Source organism: Haladaptatus sp. CMSO5 (genome assembly GCF_036689885.1).
GTDB lineage: Archaea > Halobacteriota > Halobacteria > Halobacteriales > Halococcaceae > QDMS2.
The window spans coordinates 2,231,533-2,248,093 of record NZ_JBAHVW010000001.1; the positions used below are offsets into that span (position 1 = coordinate 2,231,533).

The following is a 16,561-nucleotide window of genomic DNA, read 5'->3' on the forward strand; positions in this document are numbered from 1 at the left end:
TTGCTCCGAACTCGGGGAAACGAACCCCTTTTTGCCCCCGCCCGGATACGTCGCAGACATGGAACTGCTGGTCGTCGGTGCGGGCGCGATGGGACGCTGGTTTGCAGAGAGCGTCGCCGACGAATGCGAGCTGGCCTTCACGGATGCCGACCCCGCGGCCGCCGAGCGAGCGGCCGACGAAATCGGTGGCAGGGCCGTCTCACTCGATACCGACGACCACTTCGACGCCGTCTGCGTTGCGGTCCCCATCTCCGTCGTCGAACAGGCCATCGCCGCACATGCAGACAAGGCAACGCGAGCACTCCTCGATCTGAGCGGCGTGATGGACGCGCCGCTCACCGCGATGGCGACTCACGCCCCCGACATAGAGCACTTCAGTCTCCACCCGCTGTTCGGGCCGGATAACGCTCCCGGGACGATTGCCGTCGCCTCTGCCAACGCGGGGCCGGTCACCGCCCGACTCAGAAAGGCTCTCGAAGCCGCGGGCAACACGCTGTTCGAGACGACCGCAGAAGAACACGACACGGCCATGGAGACGGTGCAGGCGAAAACGCACGCCGCCATCCTCGCGTTCGCCCTTGCCGCAGACGACGTGCCCGACGAATTTCACACGCCCATCTCAGAAGGCTTGTTCGACCTTGTCGAGCAAGTCACCTCGGGGACGCCGCGAGTGTACGCAGAGATTCAAGAAACCTTTGCGGGCGCAGAGGAAGTCGCAGCCGCCGCCCGAAAACTCGCAGACGCAGACGCAGAAACCGTAGAACGCCTCTATCGCGAGTCACGACGATGAAACAGGAACAACGCACGCAAATCGTAGAGAACGCAAAGTATCTTCGCGCCGTCAGACCAATCGACCCCGACGAAATTTTCGAATACGTCGATGGCGAACCACACCCCGCAGTTGTCCGGCAGGTGCTCCGAGAACATTCCGTCGAACTCGGCATCGTCGAGGCCGAAGACGGCACGTTCGTCCCCGCTTCTGACGAGCCGATTTCGACCACGTTCCACGGCGTGAAGGCGTTCCCGCCCGAACACTCAGCGCGACTAGAGGAGTTCATCGTGAACCGCTTCGGCGCGGGTTGGCCCGATGGTGAGGGCGGTGACGTGCTCCGCTACAACATCCGGAAGCTGAAAGAGGACTACTTCGCCCAGAACCCGGTCGAATACGACGAGGACGCCGCGCTCGGCTACGCCGTGTACCATCTCCCTGACTACTACGCGACGGCACAGTACGTGTTCGCAGATATGCTCCGACACGGCTTGCTGAGCGAGCACACCCGGATTCTCGACGTGGGCGCGGGGGCGGGCGGCCCGGCGCTCGGCATCCACGACCTGTTCCCCGACGACGCGCTCGTGGACTATCATGCGCTCGAACCGAGTGCGGGCGCAGACGTGTTCGAACACATGCTCGCAGAAACGCGCGACACCTTCAGAACCGAACTCCACCGCGAGACTGCAGAGGCGTTCGAGCCGAGTGAAACCTACGACATCGTTCTGTTCTCGAACGTCTTGAGCGAACTCGACGACCCCGTTTCAGTGGTCAAGAAGTACGCCAAACACCTCGCAGACGACGGCTCGATTGTCGCCATCGCGCCCGCCGATAGAAACACGAGCATCGGCCTGCGCGAAGTCGAGCGCACGGTCGAAGACGGCCTGTCGGTATGGGGGCCAGCGGTTCGCATCTGGCCCAGCTTCGCGCCCGCAGACGAGGGCTGGTCGTTCGACGTGCAACCAGACCTCGAAATTCCGGCCTTCCAGCAGAAACTCGACGAGGCGGGCGGTGACTACGGCGAGTTCATCAACGAAGACGTCCAGTACTCCTGGACCGTCCTGCGCAAAGACGATAAACAGCGCCTCGACATCGAGCCGAACATCAGCCTGTTCGCGCGGATGAACGAGATGGAAAAGCACGTCACCAAACGCATCGACGTGCTCGCCGTCAAACTGAGTCATTCGCTGTCGGCGGGCGATGCCCACCAACTCTACAAGATTGGCGACGGCTCTGAGCAAATCGACCACTACGCGGTGCGCACCCAGAAGACGACGACGAACGCCGCGCTCGAAGACGCCGAGTACGGTGACCTCCTCATCTTCGAGAACGTCCTTGTGCTCTGGAACGACGACGAGGAGGCGTACAACCTCGTCGTGGACGGTAAGACGACGGTCGACGCGATGCCCGCCTGAGGGCGGGGTGTTTTTGCGGCAGGCGACCGCATGAGGAGTATGAGCATGGAGATTCTGTTGACCAACGACGACGGCATCGACAGCACCGGATTTCGCGTGCTGTACGATGCCCTCTCTGCGGTGGGGTCGGTGACGGCCGTCGCCCCCAAAGAAGACCAGAGTGCTGTGGGGCGCAAGATGTCGCGGGAGGTGCGCATCCACAACCACGAACTCGGCTACGCAATCGAGGGCACGCCAGCCGACTGCGTCGTCGCGGGAGTGCAGTCACTCACCCCCGACCCCGACCTCGTCGTCGCTGGAATTAATCGCGGCGCGAACCTCGGTGAGTACGTCCTCGGGCGCTCTGGCACGGTGAGCGCCGCCGTCGAAGCCGCCTTCTTTGGCATCCCCGCAATCGCCGTTTCGCTCTACATTCCCGGCGGGTGGAAGGCCTTTAAGAAGCACCAAGAGACAGGCGATTCCTACCGCGAGGCCGTCCGAGCGACCGAATATCTCACGACTCACGCGCTCAACGCGGGCGTGTTCGACCACGCGGACTATCTCAACGTGAACGCGCCGATGCCCGGCGAGGAACCGGCAGACATGGAAATCACTCGGCCGTCGCACGTCTACCAGATGGACGCAGAACAGAACGGCGAGACCGTGACGCTCCACGACCGCATCTGGGAGAAGATGGCAGCAGGCGACATCCCCGACCCACGCGGGAGCGACCGTCGGGCAGTCGTGGACGGACGTATCAGTGTCTCGCCGCTCACGGCACCCCACACGACCGAACACCACGAGGCGCTTGACGCACTGGCTGAAACGTACCTGTAGTCGCAAAAAGCCGTCTGAGACGGTGTTAGCTCGTCGGAATCTGCACACCAATCTGGCCGAGAAGGGCCGTCATACTCGCGCCATCTGTCATTTCAACAACCCGCCCGTCTTTGATTTTCCAGAAGCTGAATCCATCGACGGCAATATCATTGCCGGTTGGCTCGTAGCCGCGAAACTGTCCGGTGTGCGTGCCGGTTATCGTCCACCACGCGAACACCACATCACCCTCTGCGGCCAGCTCGTTTACCGTGACGGTTGCGTCCGGGAACCCCTCGTCCCACTCACGGTGAATCGCTTTGATGTCATCGAGTGTGACGAGTGGCGTCGAATCGCCCATCCGCTGAGTTCCGATTTTCACGTCGGGGGCGTACAATTCATCGAGTACGTCGAGTTTGTCTTCGTTCCATACCTCGGTCATCTCGCGTTGAACCAGCGCTTTGTTCGCGCTGAGAACGTCTGTCGTTGCCATGAGTCACCTCTTTCAGCTCACACGAGCCGAAGAGTGTATTGGTGGGAAACGGAGAAGACTGTTGAGCAACCGTCCGAGAATTGAGAATTTTCGGACGCAGAAACAAACACTGAAGGCACGCCTTGGTGACGAGTTCGTATGTCCGAATCTGACGCCATCGAGATGGTCGAGTCACCCGCGACCGTCTCGTCGCTTGCTGCGGATTTTCGCGCCCTCGGTATCGAGGCCGGTGACACGCTACTCGTCCACTCGTCGCTGAGTTCACTCGGATGGGTCGTTGGCGGGCCAACCGCCGTCATCGACGCGCTCCAGGAAGTGCTCACAGAACGGGGCACGCTCGTCATGCCGTCGTTCACCTCACAGTACTCGAATCCAGAACACTGGGAAGCACCGCCGGTTCCAGACCACTGGGTCAAAATCATCAACGAGGAGATGCCGCCGTTCCGGCCGGAAAGCACCCCAACGCGCGGCATGGGCGCAATCGGGGAGTGTTTCCGGAACTACGCTGGCGTCCACAGGAGCGCCCACCCAATCAACTCCTTTGCGGCGTGGGGTGCGGGGGTGTCCACGATAATTTCCGACCACGAGTTCGACTACGGCCTCGGCGAAGGGTCGCCGCTCGCGCGCATCTACGACCGCGGCGGGAAAATCCTCCTCCTCGGCGTCGGCCACGCGAACAACACGTCGCTCCATCTCGGCGAATACCCTGCGAGCTTCGAGAAAGAAATCATCACTGAGCGCGCGCCCGTCGAGCGGGACGGCGAACGCGTCGTCGTCGAGTTCGAGGACATCGAAACGGACACGAGCGACTTCGAGGAACTCGGTGCCGATTTCGAGGCGGAAGTCGGCGTCACCGAAGGCACGGTCGCCGCCGCGGACGTGAAACTCATCGACCAACAAGCGATTGTCGACTATGCGGTCGAGTGGTTCGAAGCACACCGGTAGGTTCCAAACGAGGCTACGCTCGCCTGACGAATACACTCAGGAGCACGGACGCATAGGCGAGCAACAGCATTCCGCCGAAATACGGCGCGGACGCAGACACCATGTTCGGGAACACGGCCTCGAATTTGGCCATGACAACGGTGTCGAGGACCATCCCGGGTAACACGAGGGCAATCGCCGCCGGCAGGCGTGCCGCTCCCGACACGCGCCGCCAGCGATAGAACACGAGCGCGAGGCCAAGCATCGCCGGGACGGTTACGACGTACAACGCGCCGATGACGAGCGGCGCGTTTGGATGCAAGAGAAATTGCCCGGCGACTCTGAACGCGAGGGTGGCGACGAGCCAGACGCTGAATCCGAGCAAGAAAAAAGCCTGCATCGTCGGTGTCGTGAGCGACGGCGTGCGTTCGACACCGTCGGCTGCGGTTCCAGTTGCCATAGCAAACCTACGCTGGCTTAGTCTATCAAGTGGCTGGTGAGAGCTGCAGGTTTGTGGCGGCTTACCTCTGCCACCCCACTACTCGGTTCGGTTCTGAAACAGTCGGGCGAACACGAGCAAGAAAAGCAGGTGAACGACTATCCCGACGAGCACGTATCCGACCCAGAGCGGGTCGTCCGAGACGCCCGCGACGTAGGCTTTGACCGGCCAGTACGTGGGGGACACACCGGCGAGCAACTGGAGTGGCTCCGGGACAAGGGCGATAACGAGTGCGGGGCCGAGGAGAACTAGGTTCAACAATTTGCTGATGGCGATGCCTTCGATTGTGTTCGACGCGAGGCTGCCGAAGGTGAACGCAAGCACCGGTCCGCCGAGGGCAGCGACTGCGGCAACCCCGAGAACGACGAGCGGTGGTGCGGGAACCAGCCCGACGACGACGAGCGCGGGCAGTGTCGCTCCAAGGCTCAGCGCGTATGCCGTCCCGGCGCGATACAGGAGGTAGCCGCGAGCCGAAAGGGGGCTAGTGCGGTAGGCTGCGAGCACGCCCTGCTCGCGGTCTTCGAGGACGAACATCCCCGCGACGAAACCGTAGATTGCGGGGCGTGCTGTCGAGAAGGGTACACCACGGCCACACACGAACCCGAAGACAGTCCGTGACCAGCGCGCCCACGTCGGCAAGAAGGATTATACGGCTTTCTCGCCAATAGAAAGGGAAGTTCATGGGGAGGGGGCCAAACGAGGGTGAGCGAGGACACAACACGTCTGCCGTACAGTCGAAGTCAGCGACGACCACACAACGACGCACCGTGCGCCAGTGGGTGTTTCTGTACGGGAATCGCCGATGGATTGCACTGTTTCTCTCCGCGCTGATTTTCTGCTTCCTTCTTGGAGTTGGGGCGATTTGGGAGTTCGAGATGGAGCGGCTAGTGGTCGAAACCCGTGCCGTCCAGACGCTGTTCAATACGCTGCTCGGTGGCGTGATTCTGTTCGTTTCGGTCGTCCTTTCGATTAACACGGCCGCTCTGTCACAGGAGTTCGGCACGCTGCAGGTCAAACAGGCACAGATTGTCGATTCGATTGCCTTCCAAATCGAACTCGAAGAACTCGCCCAAGTCGGCGTGAGTCCGGCTGGAATCGGGTCGTTTTTCTCGTTTATCGTTCGCGCACTGCGCACCGAAACCTCCCACCTCAAAGAGAGTGCATCGAAACTCGAAGACGAACAACTGCAAGCGGAGTTGCTCGCGTTGGTCGAGGGCGTCGAAGGAGAGCTGACGCGCATCGAAGATCGCCTCGCATCTGAAAATCGACGACTCTCGACGGTGCTCCTCGCCGGGCTCGATTACGATTACGCCAACCACATCAACCAGGCTCGAAAGCTTGAGGCCACTGTCGAAGGGACACTGAGCGACGACGACCTCAAGCCGCTCAAAAATCTCTCTCAGAGTCTCGTGTTGTTCGCCTCCGGTCGAGAGTACTTCAAAACAGTCTATTTCAAACGCGAGTTGCGAAATCTATCGAGCAACCTGCTCGTCCTCTCGCTCCCGGTCATCGTCTTTACGGCCTACGTGCTACTCGCAATCGACGCCGGATTGTTCCCCCAAGCCACCGTCCTCGGCATCGAGCCGCGATTTCTCTACGTCAGCCTCGCGTTCGTCGTCGCGCTCTCGCCGTACGTCCTCTTGAGTTCGTACATGCTGCGTATCGTCACCGTCTCGAAACACTCGCTCGAATCGACCGGCTTTACGCTCAACGACGAGGAACTTCGACTCCGCCCATAACGATGCTAGACGGCTGAATCCGTCGCGTGTCCGTTGTACAGTTGAAAATCACCAAGAGTTATTTTTACCGTGGCGAACTGGTATAGCCAATGCATTCGGCGTTCATCGAACTACTACAAAACAATTTGGAGCACGCAACCGAGTTCCAGAACCGGTTCGACCACGTCCAAGACGCCCAACACCCGGCCGCCGTCACGGTGTGTTGTTCTGATTCGCGCGTCCTCCAAGACCACATCTGGGGCAACGACGAACCCGGCCAGATCTTCACCTGCGGGAACATTGGCAACCGCGTCGTTCAACAGACAGACGCCGGTGAAGTCGTCTCCGGCGACGTGCTCTATCCGGTCGAACACACTGGGACAGACATCATCGTCGTCGTCGGCCACACCGGGTGTGGTGCCGTGACGGCGACCTACGACGCACTCACCGGCGAAATCTCTGAACCGGCAGGTATCGAACACTGTTTGTCGCTGTTAAAGCCACACCTCGAATCCGGCGTGGACGCCCTGCCAGACGACGTGAGTCGAACCGAGGCTGTCAACCGGCTGGTCGAATACAACGTCGACCGGCAAATCGCGTTCCTCGACGCGAACGAGACGATTCCCGACGACGTGGATATCGTCGGCGTCGTCTACGACTTCCAAGACGTGTACTCAGACCGTCGTGGGGAAGTCCACGTCATCAACGTAAACGGCGAGATGAACGTCGAAACCCTGCGCGAGGCCCACCCGGCCATCGACGCGCGGATTCGTCGGCTCTGGGAGTACTGAGCCGCCTGTCTACGGAGTCGACGGGGAACGGTTATTCGGCTATCGTGTCGAGTCCGTGGGCCGATTCGACCAATTCTTTTAGGTGGGTGAGAAAGCGCGCGGCTGGCGCGCCATCAACGACATCGTGGTCGAACGTTGCGGTGACCGAGAGATAGTCTCGAATCTCGATATCGCCGTCTTTGACGCCGGGTTTTGTCGAAATTCCCCCAAGCGTTAGCTGGAGTGGGTAGTTCGTCGGCGTGATTCCCCACCCACCGCCAGCACCGAACATTCCCACAGCCGAGACGCCGACCGTTCCGGCGAGTTGCTTCCATCGACGGGGAGCGAGGCGTGGAAGCCGGTAAATCTGCCGTCTGAGCACGCCGGGTAATCGGAAAAAGAGCGGCGCGAACTGGGAAAATTGTGGCACGTCAGAAGTCGTCTGTGCGCGTCGAATCTCTCGGTGAATGGAGTGAAGCGACCGCCGATTCGCCGTCCGGATGACGTGGGGCACACCGATTTGTTCGCCGGATACGGTCGTCTCAACGATGACCATCACGTCAACGTCGTCGAACCGCACGACACGACCCAACGCGTCCCGATACGCCTGAACGTGTGGCTGAGCGTCGATTGCTTGTGCCAGACAGAACACGATGAAGGCAGTGAAAGAAAGCCGCTCTCCAGTTGCGTGCTCCAACTCGTCAATGCGGGTTCTCGCGTCGGTCACGTCGAATTCGACGAGGCCGTGAATATCGCTGCGTCGTCCGGCCATCCGCATGGAGTCCACCGTCGCCCGGCGTCGCAGAGAGAACGGTTCGACTCTCTCACCCCTCGTATCCATAGCTAGAGGAGGATTGCAAACGCGATAGCGTTTCGTAACCACCGTCGGTGCGTTCCGTCTTCGACTGGCAAGCGGGGCGCGAAAGTGCGCGTTGTTGCCCAAACGCGAGAGCGTTCAGCGACACTCAGGAAAACGGTCTGGTAACAAAATCTCTAAGAATTTTTATTCTCTCCCCAGTCGTCTAGTACGTCGCCCTCTCAGTGAGAGGGCGGGAACAACGATGACGCTAGAAGTTGCGTGTGACACAGCCGTCAATGGCTGTTTATTCATGATGCGAACGGAAGATTCCGATAAAGACCGCCTCTTGAAAGTCACCCAAGAGCACGTCAAAGAACAGCACGGAAAGGAGTTCTCGCTCGAAGAAATCGAGAGCAGGTACGTAAAGATCGTTTCAGTCTGAGACCTGCGACGAGATTTTTTGTTTGATTCGTGACCCGTCAAGCGTACCCACAGGGCCCGACGCCAGCCACCTTCGCTTAGACCCGGACGCCCCAGAAAAAGGCGATGCCGAGCACCGTGACAATCGAGAGGAGCAACTGGAGGGGCGCGCCGACGCGGATGAAGTCGGAGAACGTGTAGCCGCCGGGCCCGTAGACGAACAGGTTGGTCTGGTAGCCTACAGGCGTCATGAACGCCGTTGAGGCCGCGAACGTCACCGCGAGCACGAACGCGAAGGCATTTGCGCCGATCGACTGGGCGGCGCTCGCCGCGACGGGAATCATGAGCACCACACTCGCGTTGTTGCTGATGACGCTCGTCAACAGCCCGGTTGCCAGATACAGTACCCAGAGCACGCCAATGGCGGGCAGGAACGTCGCAGTAGAGGCGACAGCGTTGCCGAGAAGCGCGGCCGCGCCGGTCTGCTGGAGGGCGATGCCGAGTGGAATCACGCCCGCGAGCAGGAAGATGACGTTCCACTCGACGGATTTGTAGAGTTCGTTCGGTTTGAGGACGCCGCTCAAAATCATCGCCACCACACCGCCGAGTGCGGAGACGACGATGGGAAAGATGTTGAGTGCGGGGAGCGCCACGACGCCCGCGACGATGGCGACGGCGAACGGGATTTTCTCGCTGCGATAGGTCACGTTCTCGAACTCGTGGGCGACGATGAAATCCTCGTTTTCGACTAGGCGGGTGAGGCTATCGGGTGGCGCTTGCACGAGGAGCGTGTCACCCACGCGAATGCGAATCTCCTCGAATCGGTCTCGGACGACTTTCCCCCGGCTTCTGAAAGCGAGGACGTTCGCGTCGTAGCGCTGGCGAAATGTCGAACTGGAGAGGTTTTCGCCGACGAGGAATGATCCCGATGGGATGACGACTTCGACGAGCACCGGCTCTTCCTCGCCGGGATGCAGGTCGTCTTCGGTTCGCGGCCCACCAGCGAACTGGACGCCCTCTGCGTCCATGAGCTGTTCGAGCGTCTCGCGGTTCGTCCTGACGCGGAGGGTGTCGTTTTCGTGAATCTCCTTGCGGGCGAGGGGCTCTGAGAACTGCTCGCCGTAGCGAATCAACTGGAGCACGTCGATGTCGAGTTCGTCGCCACCGAGCGCTTCTTCGACCGTCTTGCCGATCAGCGAGGAATTGGCCGGGACGACGACGTCTGCGAGGTACTCTTGGAGGGCGTATTCTTCGACCAAGTCCTCCTCTGCAGGCACGCGTTTTGGAATCAGCCAGACGCCCACCGTCATGAGATAGAGCGTCCCGACCGCGAACACGACGATACCGAGTTTGGTGAACTCGAACATGCCGAAAGCGTGCAACCCGCTTTCGGGGGCTTCTGCGCCAAGTTGGGCCACGATGTCACTCGCCAGAATGTTCGTAGACGTGCCGATGAGGGTCAACGTCCCGCCGAACATCGACGCGAACGAAAGCGGCATGAGCAGTTTTGAGGGGGAGGTTTTCCCCTTGTGGGCGAGGTCAGCGATGACGGGAACCAAGATTGCGACGACGGGCGTGTTGTTCACGAACCCAGAAATCGGCCCGGTGACGCCGATGGTGGCGGCGAGTTGTTTTCGCTGGTCGGTGCCCGCAAACGAGGCCATCTTCCGGCCGAGGAGTTGGACGATACCGGTACGGTTGATGCCTGTGCTCAAGATGAGCATGGCGAGGACGGTGATGGTGGCCGGACTCGAAAACCCCGAAATTCCTTCCTGTGCAGACACCTGCGTCCACGGTTCGAGCACCATCAACAGCACCATCACGATGATGGCGGTGACGTCGATGGGGAACCACTCGGTTGCAAACAAAAAGAGCGCGAGCGCAATGAGAGCGAAGACGACGAGCATTTCACCCGTCACTGGCGTCGAGGCTACCGCGGCCACGGCCAGCGCGGGCGCCAAGAGAGACATACCTAACCGAAGGGATAACAAGGGAAAAACGCTGGTATCCGCGCCGGCCCCAGACCAGTCTGGTCGTACGCACAGAGGGTTCTTGGCCCCTCCCGGGCGGTGACGTGTGGCGGGTGGCGAAGCGAGGGAGGGCAGTGCGCGGCTACTCGATGGATTGGACGAACGTCACCTGCTTTTCTTCGAAGCCCGTGTTCGTGTAAAACCGTCGCGCATCAACGTTGTGCCACTCACAGGAGACCTTGAGGTGGTCGCAGTCGACCACACGCGCCAGTTCTTTCACCTTCTCTACGACGCGCGTGCCATGACCACGATTTTGGAAGGCGTCTTTGATGTAGAGGTTCACAATCATGAGATAGCGCGAGTACTGGCGCGAGGAGTGTTCGCCGTTGCGGAGGGTGACGAAGCCAATGGTTTCCCCCTGTATCTCGACGAGGTAGTTGGTGATGTCGTCGCGTTCTAACTGGTTTCTGAACCCGTCTGCTGGAACCTCGGCTTGGCTGTCGTAGACCAGTTCGTTGAACCGAGAATACGGCTCGTTGTCGGTAGCGAGTGCGTACCAGTACTCGATGAGTGTGGGAATATCGGCTTCGGTGGCTTCGCGTAACTCCATCTGTCGTGTGCTCGCAGTGTCAGCGCAGCTATCTATCTTTTTCCCTGGCGGCGTTTCACAGCCGAGAAATTCACCCGGAGGTCAACAGATAAACCCCACCATCTCAAATCCTCGCGTGTGAACGTCACCATTATCGACTACGGCGTCGGTAACCTCCGCAGTCTCAGGCGCGGCCTCGAATGGGCCGACGCGACCGTGACCGTCTCCGACGACCCCGACGCAATCGCCACGGCGGACGCGCTCGTGCTCCCCGGCGTCGGGGCGTTTGGCGAGTGCGTTCGGAACTCGAAGCCGTTTCACGACGTGCTCATAGACGCTGCAGCAGACACGCCGATTCTTGGCATCTGCGTCGGACTCCAACTCATGTTCACCGAGAGCACCGAGGGCGTACCAGACGGCGAAACCATCGACGGCCTCGACCTGATTCCCGGCCGCGTCGAACGCCTGCCGAGCGACGAGGTGAAAGTCCCCCACATGGGCTGGAACGAACTCACCGTCGAACGCGACCACCCGCTTGTCTCGGGGGTTGAGGACGGTGATTACGCCTACTTCGTCCACTCCTACGGCTCTTCCGTCGCAGTCCACACCGTCGCCTCCTGTGACTACGGCTTCGACTTCGCTGCCATCGCCGCAAACGAGGCGGGGAACGTCATGGGAACCCAGTTCCACCCCGAAAAAAGCGGCGAGACGGGACTCACCGTGCTCAAAAACTTCGTGGACTATGCAGCGCAGTATCGAGAAGAATCGCTCGCCGCAGAGTGACCAAGTGCTCGATTTTTCAGAGAGTCCCTAGCCACTCAAAGGCTGTCAGTAGACGAGTCAGCACTCCGCTCTAACTGCTCGTAGAGATAGTACGAATACCCCACCGTAATCGCGCTCGTCACCAGCGCGGGCACGAGCATGAAGTAGAGGGCGTACTCGCCAAAGAGCAGGCCGACCAGCGAGATGATGGCGGTGAGCTTGAACAGGCGACCGGCCAGCGCGTGGGTACGGTTCCACACCACTTCGCTGCTGAGCGTCCACGGCGTGCGGACGCCAACGAACCAGTTGCGTTCTGCATGACCGAGCAGGATACCGATGTAGTAAAACAGGAAGGCAACCGCTGCGAGGATGAACAGCGTGAAGTCGAACGCGTAGCCGAGGTTGAACGCGATGACGCCGACGTGGACAAGAGCGATGAATCCCGTGATGATGACGACCAGCCAGTCGTAGTAGGGACGGAACGACTGGATGTTCTCGCGGCGAGGGTCAATGCGCGGAATAGCAGCGAAAAGCCCGAGCAAGAGCGCGGCGAGAACAGGCGTGAACGCGAGCGCAACCGGCTTCGACATCGTATCGTTTGGCACTCCCGCAGCGTCCCAGTGCGTGACGAGCCGGTCGGGGAGCGACGGTGCCGCGACGACACTAATGAGTGCAGAAAGCACGACGAACCCCACCGCAATCGCAAACCGCTGCCTCGTATTCATGGTAATTGATACGACTGGAGGGGTAATGAACGAAGAGGCTAGCCCTGAAAGGGCAGACGAGTTACCCGTGTGTGAAATATCGCAGGACAGCGGTGACCTGTAGCACACAGACTAGAACCAGTTCGTGTCTGTGGGGTGAGACAGACATAACCGTCGAAGGGCCCTACTTGTATCAGGAGTTACAAAATGGATATTTCTGAGATTGTTTCCACGAAGTTCACCGAGTTCGACGTTGGAACACCGCTTTCGAAAGTAGCCGGCGCGTTCGAGAATCAAGAACTTAACGCAGTCATCGTGACGGATGGTGACGCTTATCAGGGAATCGTCAGCCGCCGACAGCTCGCCGCGTCGTCAAACCAGCCCTCTGCAAAGGTCGGCTCGCAGGTACAACACGTCCCAGCCGTCGATCGCACTGAGGACGTCCGCGAAGTCGCGCGACTCATGATCGGGAGTGAGGCAAAAACACTCCCCGTGCTCGATGATACCCGCATCTACGGTGTCGTGACAGCAGATGCGGTGTTGGAGGCTGTGCGGCCGTTTCTTGACGCCGTAACGGTCGCTGATGCCTACACGGAAGCGTTGATCAGTGCATCCCCCGAGACGACCATCGGGAAAGCCCTCAACATCTTACGAGAAGCGCGTATTGACCACCTCCCAATCGTAGACGATACCGTGCTCGTGGGAATCGTGAGTCTCTACGATGTCATCGACTTCACGACACGGGGCGGGAATAAGAGTCAGGGCGGCTCGTCGGGGTCGTTTGGCGGTCGCAGCGGGAGCGAGAGTCATGGCGGCTTTGGCGCGCGTGGCGGAAGCAGTGACCGGATGCTCGATTTGCCGGTGGAAAATTTGATGTCGGATGTGGTCGTAACGGTTCGGCGAAGCGCACCGCTCGATGAGGTGGTCGAAACGATGTTCGAACAGGGGATTTCCTCGCTCGTCGTCATAGCCGAGGACACTGACGAACCGGTCGGTATCATCACGAAAACGGACGTCATTGAGGCACTCACGTGGGAGCAAGACGACCGACGAGCCGTGCAGGTGTTCGGGCTTGACCTGCTCGAAGACATGGACTACGACGACGTTTCCGCGTTAATCGAGAATTTGACAGCGAACTATAGCGATATGCGTGTGATTAAGGCCAGTATCGAGCTACAGGAGCACAAAGAACAGAGTCGCGGGATGCCGTTGGTGTTAGCCCGGATTCGACTGGTTACAAACCGTGGCTACTTCACAGCTGATGGAGAGGGCTACGGAGCCACTCACGCGCTCCGACTTGCGGCGAACGCGGTTGAACGCCAAGTTCTCAAAGGGAAGACCTACGCTCAATCGAAAAAACATCCAGACGCAGACGAGCAACACCACCTCTACGGCTGGTGGCTCGGCGGATGAGCCGCGTTTTTTCGCAACGGGTTCGGACGCGGTGCCATAAAACGTCGCGTCAGTGCTGTGTTTGTTGAATGAACTCGTCGAGTTGTTCTTCGATGAGTGTGGCAACGCGCTCACTATAGCGCCAGAGTGCTGCGTTGAGTCGTTCTTCAGTCTGGTCGTCGATCCCATCAATCCCCTGCAGCACAGAGTCTTTGGTAATCTGTGGATGATAGACGCAAACAACGCCAATCGAACGGTCTGAACTCGCGGTTCCAGCCGTGTGGATTCCGTACTCGTCAGTGCCCCACACGCCATCACCACCGTGTCGCTCCAACGCAGAATCGAGCGCATCAAGCAGCCGTACATCGTCGGAGGAGAGCAGTGGCGTCTCACCGGAGAACAGTTCAGTGTAGGCCTGCGTCCGGGCACTGTTTCGCCACTGCTCTAAGTGAGAACGCGCTCTAAGTACGAGCTGTCTCTCGTCTGGAAATTCGGCCATACATCTAGAACGACCGCGGGTCGAATCAACGTTCGTACTCTGACGGTGAGTCTGGCAATGGTTGCCGCCCACTGAGGATGACGTGGTCGATACGGCACTGAAACTGAGCTTCGGTCTCGATTGGCTCAGCGATTTTCGCGCTGCTCTACTTTGTTCAGGTCTCGGAGTGACATTACAGATTCTGCGTATCTTGCTGCTATCTACCGAGAGTAGTCAATCGTCGTCTGCAGTGTACGCGCCGCCGCGACGTTTGATTCGGGCGACTATCATCCGCTGTTCGTTCCGACGGAAGGTCACGGCCAGACGGAACTCACCAACTCGAACTTTCTTGTGTGGGCTGTTCTGAAGCGGTTCGCCGTAGTCCGGTGGGTCACGCCACGGCGACTCGACGATTTCGTCCAGTTTGTCGAGAATTCGGTCTTGCTCATGTGGAGCGAGTGCAGCGAGGTCGTCCTGCGCTTTTGGTGTGAGTTCCCACGTCCAGTCGCCGTCACTCATCGCCGTCCGTTCCGAACTGTTCGCGGGCCTCCTCGGCGCTCATGGTTCGTCCGTCACGGATGTCCTCTTCCGCTTGGAGGAGTGCGACGAGTTCGTCTCGGTCGAACGTCGGGAACTCCGTTGCATCGCGCAGCGTGTACCGAATGAACTCACTCCGACTGTTGAAGCCACGCCCCTGCCACGTGTCGTCTATCTCGTCGAGAAACGATTGCGTGACCTTGAAATTCACCGTGACGATTTCATCGTCGTCGCCGGCATTCGTGGTTGCTTTAGACATACGTACGTATTACGTGCGTCTTACCAAAGCAGTTTCGGCGAACTAAGAAGGCCGCGTACAAGCGAGACACTCTCCACTGAATCGCGGTTCATCCCTTCACGAGGCACGGTATCTTCCAAGCGTTTCGACCGACTTTCGACAATAAACAGATGTCCCGTTAGCTACCGATTCTCGCGCTGCTCTACCTTGTTCAACTCGATGAGCAACCGGAAAATCGCTTTCACGAGGTTCGCGTCTACCTCGAAGCGCTCTGCGTTCTTCCCGGCGCGCTCCATCACTTTGTCCTCTTGGGCCTCGTCGGTGGTCGGTAGGTCGAGTTCGGCTTTGACCTTTGCAATCGTGTCTGCGACGTAGGTGCGCCGGGCGATGAGTTCGACCAACTCGCGGTCGATGTCTTCGATTTCCTGGCGGTGTTCGTCGAGCGTCACTTCTGTGTCGCGCCGTGATTCTGTGTTGTCGTTAGCCATGTGTGTCCGTCTCGGTTGCTCCAGCGGTCTTCGAGTTGTTCCAGTGTCTCTCGGTTGCCAATCGCCGTAAAGCTCGGCCCCGTCCCCGACAGCGAGACGCCCCGCGAGAGGGGCATCGCTTCGACCATCGGGTCGGTGGGGAAGTCGAGGGCGGCGCAGAAGGCGAGGCCGTTTACCGTCATCGCGCGTTCGTAGTCGCCTGCGAGCGCGAGGTCAGCCACCAGTTCAGCCATCGGGGCGATTTGCTTGCATCGGGCAACGTCTGCGTCCGCGCTGAACGATTGTTCGTCGGGCGTCCAGACGAGCACGTCCCACGTAACTTCTTCGCGGTGGAGGAGTTCGTCGCGGGTGTTGTCGGTGACGGTGACGCCGCCGAGCATGCTCGCGCTCGCGTCGTCGAACGCGCCGGTGACGGTGACGCCCACGTCGCGGGCGGCGGTGACGCCGATGCGCGCGGCGTCTGCTCTGTCGATGTCGGTGTCGAGGGCGGCGAGAGTGGCGAGCACCGTCGCGTTCGCGGCGGCGCTCGAACTCTTCAGTCCAGAGGCCATCGGTACGTCGCTCTCGGTGCGGACGTGGCCGCCTTCGCCGTTTCCGTACTCGGCGGTGACGAGTTCGACACATCTCTCGATGAGTCGCGTGTCCGCGTCCGGTGCGCCGTCCACCTCGCCGGCCACGCCCGCCTCGTCTTCGAGGCTGACGTGTGCGGTGGTGTAGCGGTCGATGGCGAACGCCGCGCCCGTCCCCGTTGCGAGTGCGTTGAGGATAGTTCCTGCGGCGGGTGCCGCTGCCGTGCCCTCCATG

21 protein-coding genes are annotated in these 16,561 nt (G+C 60.0%); 9 read left to right on the forward strand and 12 right to left on the reverse strand.

All coding sequences use genetic code 11. The features are described 5' to 3' along the window. Positions 1-58 precede the first annotated feature (58 nt). Genes V5N12_RS11715 through surE form a run of 3 tightly spaced genes read left to right on the forward strand, consistent with a single transcriptional unit; the run spans position 59 to position 3,000 of the window. Positions 59-790, forward strand: a complete 732-nt coding sequence (locus V5N12_RS11715; RefSeq protein WP_332899349.1) for a prephenate dehydrogenase/arogenate dehydrogenase family protein — start codon at positions 59-61, stop codon at positions 788-790. Next, positions 787-2,184: a small ribosomal subunit Rsm22 family protein gene (locus V5N12_RS11720; protein ID WP_332899350.1), complete on the forward strand. Its 1,398-nt coding sequence runs from the start codon at positions 787-789 to the stop codon at positions 2,182-2,184. The genes V5N12_RS11715 and V5N12_RS11720 overlap by 4 nt, the downstream gene beginning before the upstream one ends. Positions 2,185-2,223: 39 nt before the next feature. Then, positions 2,224-3,000: a 5'/3'-nucleotidase SurE gene (gene surE, locus V5N12_RS11725; RefSeq protein WP_442904940.1), complete on the forward strand. Its 777-nt coding sequence runs from the start codon at positions 2,224-2,226 to the stop codon at positions 2,998-3,000. A gap of 25 nt (positions 3,001-3,025) precedes the next feature. Here surE and V5N12_RS11730 read toward each other — a convergent pair whose 3' ends face one another. Continuing rightward, positions 3,026-3,469, reverse strand: a complete 444-nt coding sequence (locus V5N12_RS11730; RefSeq protein ID WP_332899351.1) for an ester cyclase — start codon at positions 3,467-3,469, stop codon at positions 3,026-3,028. 138 nt (positions 3,470-3,607) lie between these two features. Between V5N12_RS11730 and V5N12_RS11735 the strand changes: the two genes are divergently transcribed. Further along, positions 3,608-4,414: an aminoglycoside N(3)-acetyltransferase gene (locus V5N12_RS11735; RefSeq protein WP_332899352.1), complete on the forward strand. Its 807-nt coding sequence runs from the start codon at positions 3,608-3,610 to the stop codon at positions 4,412-4,414. A 13-nt stretch (positions 4,415-4,427) separates the two neighbouring features. Here V5N12_RS11735 and V5N12_RS11740 read toward each other — a convergent pair whose 3' ends face one another. Together V5N12_RS11740 and V5N12_RS11745 are read right to left on the reverse strand one after the other, a co-directional pair. Beyond that, positions 4,428-4,853 carry a DUF5367 family protein gene (locus V5N12_RS11740; RefSeq protein WP_332899353.1) on the reverse strand — a complete coding sequence of 142 codons (426 nt, stop codon included), beginning with the start codon at positions 4,851-4,853 and terminating at the stop codon, positions 4,428-4,430. Positions 4,854-4,931: 78 nt separating this feature from the next. Continuing rightward, on the reverse strand, positions 4,932-5,489 hold the full coding sequence (locus V5N12_RS11745) for a hypothetical protein (protein ID WP_332899354.1): 558 nt from the start codon (positions 5,487-5,489) through the stop codon (positions 4,932-4,934). A 170-nt stretch (positions 5,490-5,659) separates the two neighbouring features. Between V5N12_RS11745 and V5N12_RS11750 the strand changes: the two genes are divergently transcribed. After that, the gene (locus V5N12_RS11750; protein WP_332899355.1) at positions 5,660-6,631 is read left to right on the forward strand and encodes a hypothetical protein; all 972 of its coding nucleotides are present in this window, start codon (positions 5,660-5,662) and stop codon (positions 6,629-6,631) included. A gap of 89 nt (positions 6,632-6,720) precedes the next feature. After that, positions 6,721-7,401, forward strand: coding sequence for a carbonic anhydrase (locus V5N12_RS11755; RefSeq protein ID WP_332899356.1), 681 nt, complete (start codon positions 6,721-6,723; stop codon positions 7,399-7,401). A 31-nt stretch (positions 7,402-7,432) separates the two neighbouring features. Here V5N12_RS11755 and V5N12_RS11760 read toward each other — a convergent pair whose 3' ends face one another. Next, positions 7,433-8,221, reverse strand: a complete 789-nt coding sequence (locus V5N12_RS11760) for a 2-oxo acid dehydrogenase subunit E2 (protein ID WP_332899357.1) — start codon at positions 8,219-8,221, stop codon at positions 7,433-7,435. A 220-nt stretch (positions 8,222-8,441) separates the two neighbouring features. Between V5N12_RS11760 and V5N12_RS11765 the strand changes: the two genes are divergently transcribed. Beyond that, positions 8,442-8,621 carry a DUF1059 domain-containing protein gene (locus V5N12_RS11765; RefSeq protein ID WP_332899358.1) on the forward strand — a complete coding sequence of 60 codons (180 nt, stop codon included), beginning with the start codon at positions 8,442-8,444 and terminating at the stop codon, positions 8,619-8,621. A gap of 76 nt (positions 8,622-8,697) precedes the next feature. On the opposite strand, the gene V5N12_RS11770 is transcribed toward V5N12_RS11765, so the two are convergent. Next, the gene (locus V5N12_RS11770) at positions 8,698-10,506 is read right to left on the reverse strand and encodes an SLC13 family permease (protein ID WP_332900098.1); all 1,809 of its coding nucleotides are present in this window, start codon (positions 10,504-10,506) and stop codon (positions 8,698-8,700) included. A gap of 205 nt (positions 10,507-10,711) precedes the next feature. Next, entirely contained in the window at positions 10,712-11,179 is a 468-nt protein-coding gene (locus V5N12_RS11775; protein WP_332899359.1) for a GNAT family N-acetyltransferase, read from the reverse strand. 117 nt (positions 11,180-11,296) lie between these two features. Between V5N12_RS11775 and hisH the strand changes: the two genes are divergently transcribed. After that, positions 11,297-11,941, forward strand: coding sequence for an imidazole glycerol phosphate synthase subunit HisH (gene hisH / locus V5N12_RS11780; RefSeq protein ID WP_332899360.1), 645 nt, complete (start codon positions 11,297-11,299; stop codon positions 11,939-11,941). A gap of 35 nt (positions 11,942-11,976) precedes the next feature. Here hisH and V5N12_RS11785 read toward each other — a convergent pair whose 3' ends face one another. Continuing rightward, on the reverse strand, positions 11,977-12,645 hold the full coding sequence (locus V5N12_RS11785; RefSeq protein ID WP_332899361.1) for an SdpI family protein: 669 nt from the start codon (positions 12,643-12,645) through the stop codon (positions 11,977-11,979). 186 nt (positions 12,646-12,831) lie between these two features. On the opposite strand from V5N12_RS11785, the gene V5N12_RS11790 reads away from it, so the two are divergent. Then, the gene (locus V5N12_RS11790) at positions 12,832-14,037 is read left to right on the forward strand and encodes a CBS domain-containing protein (protein ID WP_332899362.1); all 1,206 of its coding nucleotides are present in this window, start codon (positions 12,832-12,834) and stop codon (positions 14,035-14,037) included. A gap of 49 nt (positions 14,038-14,086) precedes the next feature. Here V5N12_RS11790 and V5N12_RS11795 read toward each other — a convergent pair whose 3' ends face one another. The 5 genes from V5N12_RS11795 to V5N12_RS11815 all read right to left on the reverse strand — a co-directional run bounded on the left by V5N12_RS11795 (position 14,087) and on the right by V5N12_RS11815 (position 16,560). Next, positions 14,087-14,515 carry a DUF7539 family protein gene (locus V5N12_RS11795; RefSeq protein WP_332899363.1) on the reverse strand — a complete coding sequence of 143 codons (429 nt, stop codon included), beginning with the start codon at positions 14,513-14,515 and terminating at the stop codon, positions 14,087-14,089. Positions 14,516-14,728: 213 nt separating this feature from the next. After that, positions 14,729-15,013 (reverse strand): type II toxin-antitoxin system RelE family toxin, encoded by a 285-nt coding sequence (locus V5N12_RS11800; RefSeq protein ID WP_332899364.1) that lies wholly within the window; start codon positions 15,011-15,013, stop codon positions 14,729-14,731. Continuing rightward, positions 15,006-15,290 (reverse strand): ribbon-helix-helix domain-containing protein, encoded by a 285-nt coding sequence (locus V5N12_RS11805; protein ID WP_332899365.1) that lies wholly within the window; start codon positions 15,288-15,290, stop codon positions 15,006-15,008. The genes V5N12_RS11800 and V5N12_RS11805 overlap by 8 nt, the downstream gene beginning before the upstream one ends. 161 nt (positions 15,291-15,451) lie before the next feature. Continuing rightward, positions 15,452-15,757: a chorismate mutase gene (locus V5N12_RS11810; protein WP_332899366.1), complete on the reverse strand. Its 306-nt coding sequence runs from the start codon at positions 15,755-15,757 to the stop codon at positions 15,452-15,454. Continuing rightward, entirely contained in the window at positions 15,715-16,560 is an 846-nt protein-coding gene (locus V5N12_RS11815; RefSeq protein WP_332899367.1) for a shikimate kinase, read from the reverse strand. The genes V5N12_RS11810 and V5N12_RS11815 overlap by 43 nt, the downstream gene beginning before the upstream one ends. Position 16,561: the final 1 nt, after the last annotated feature.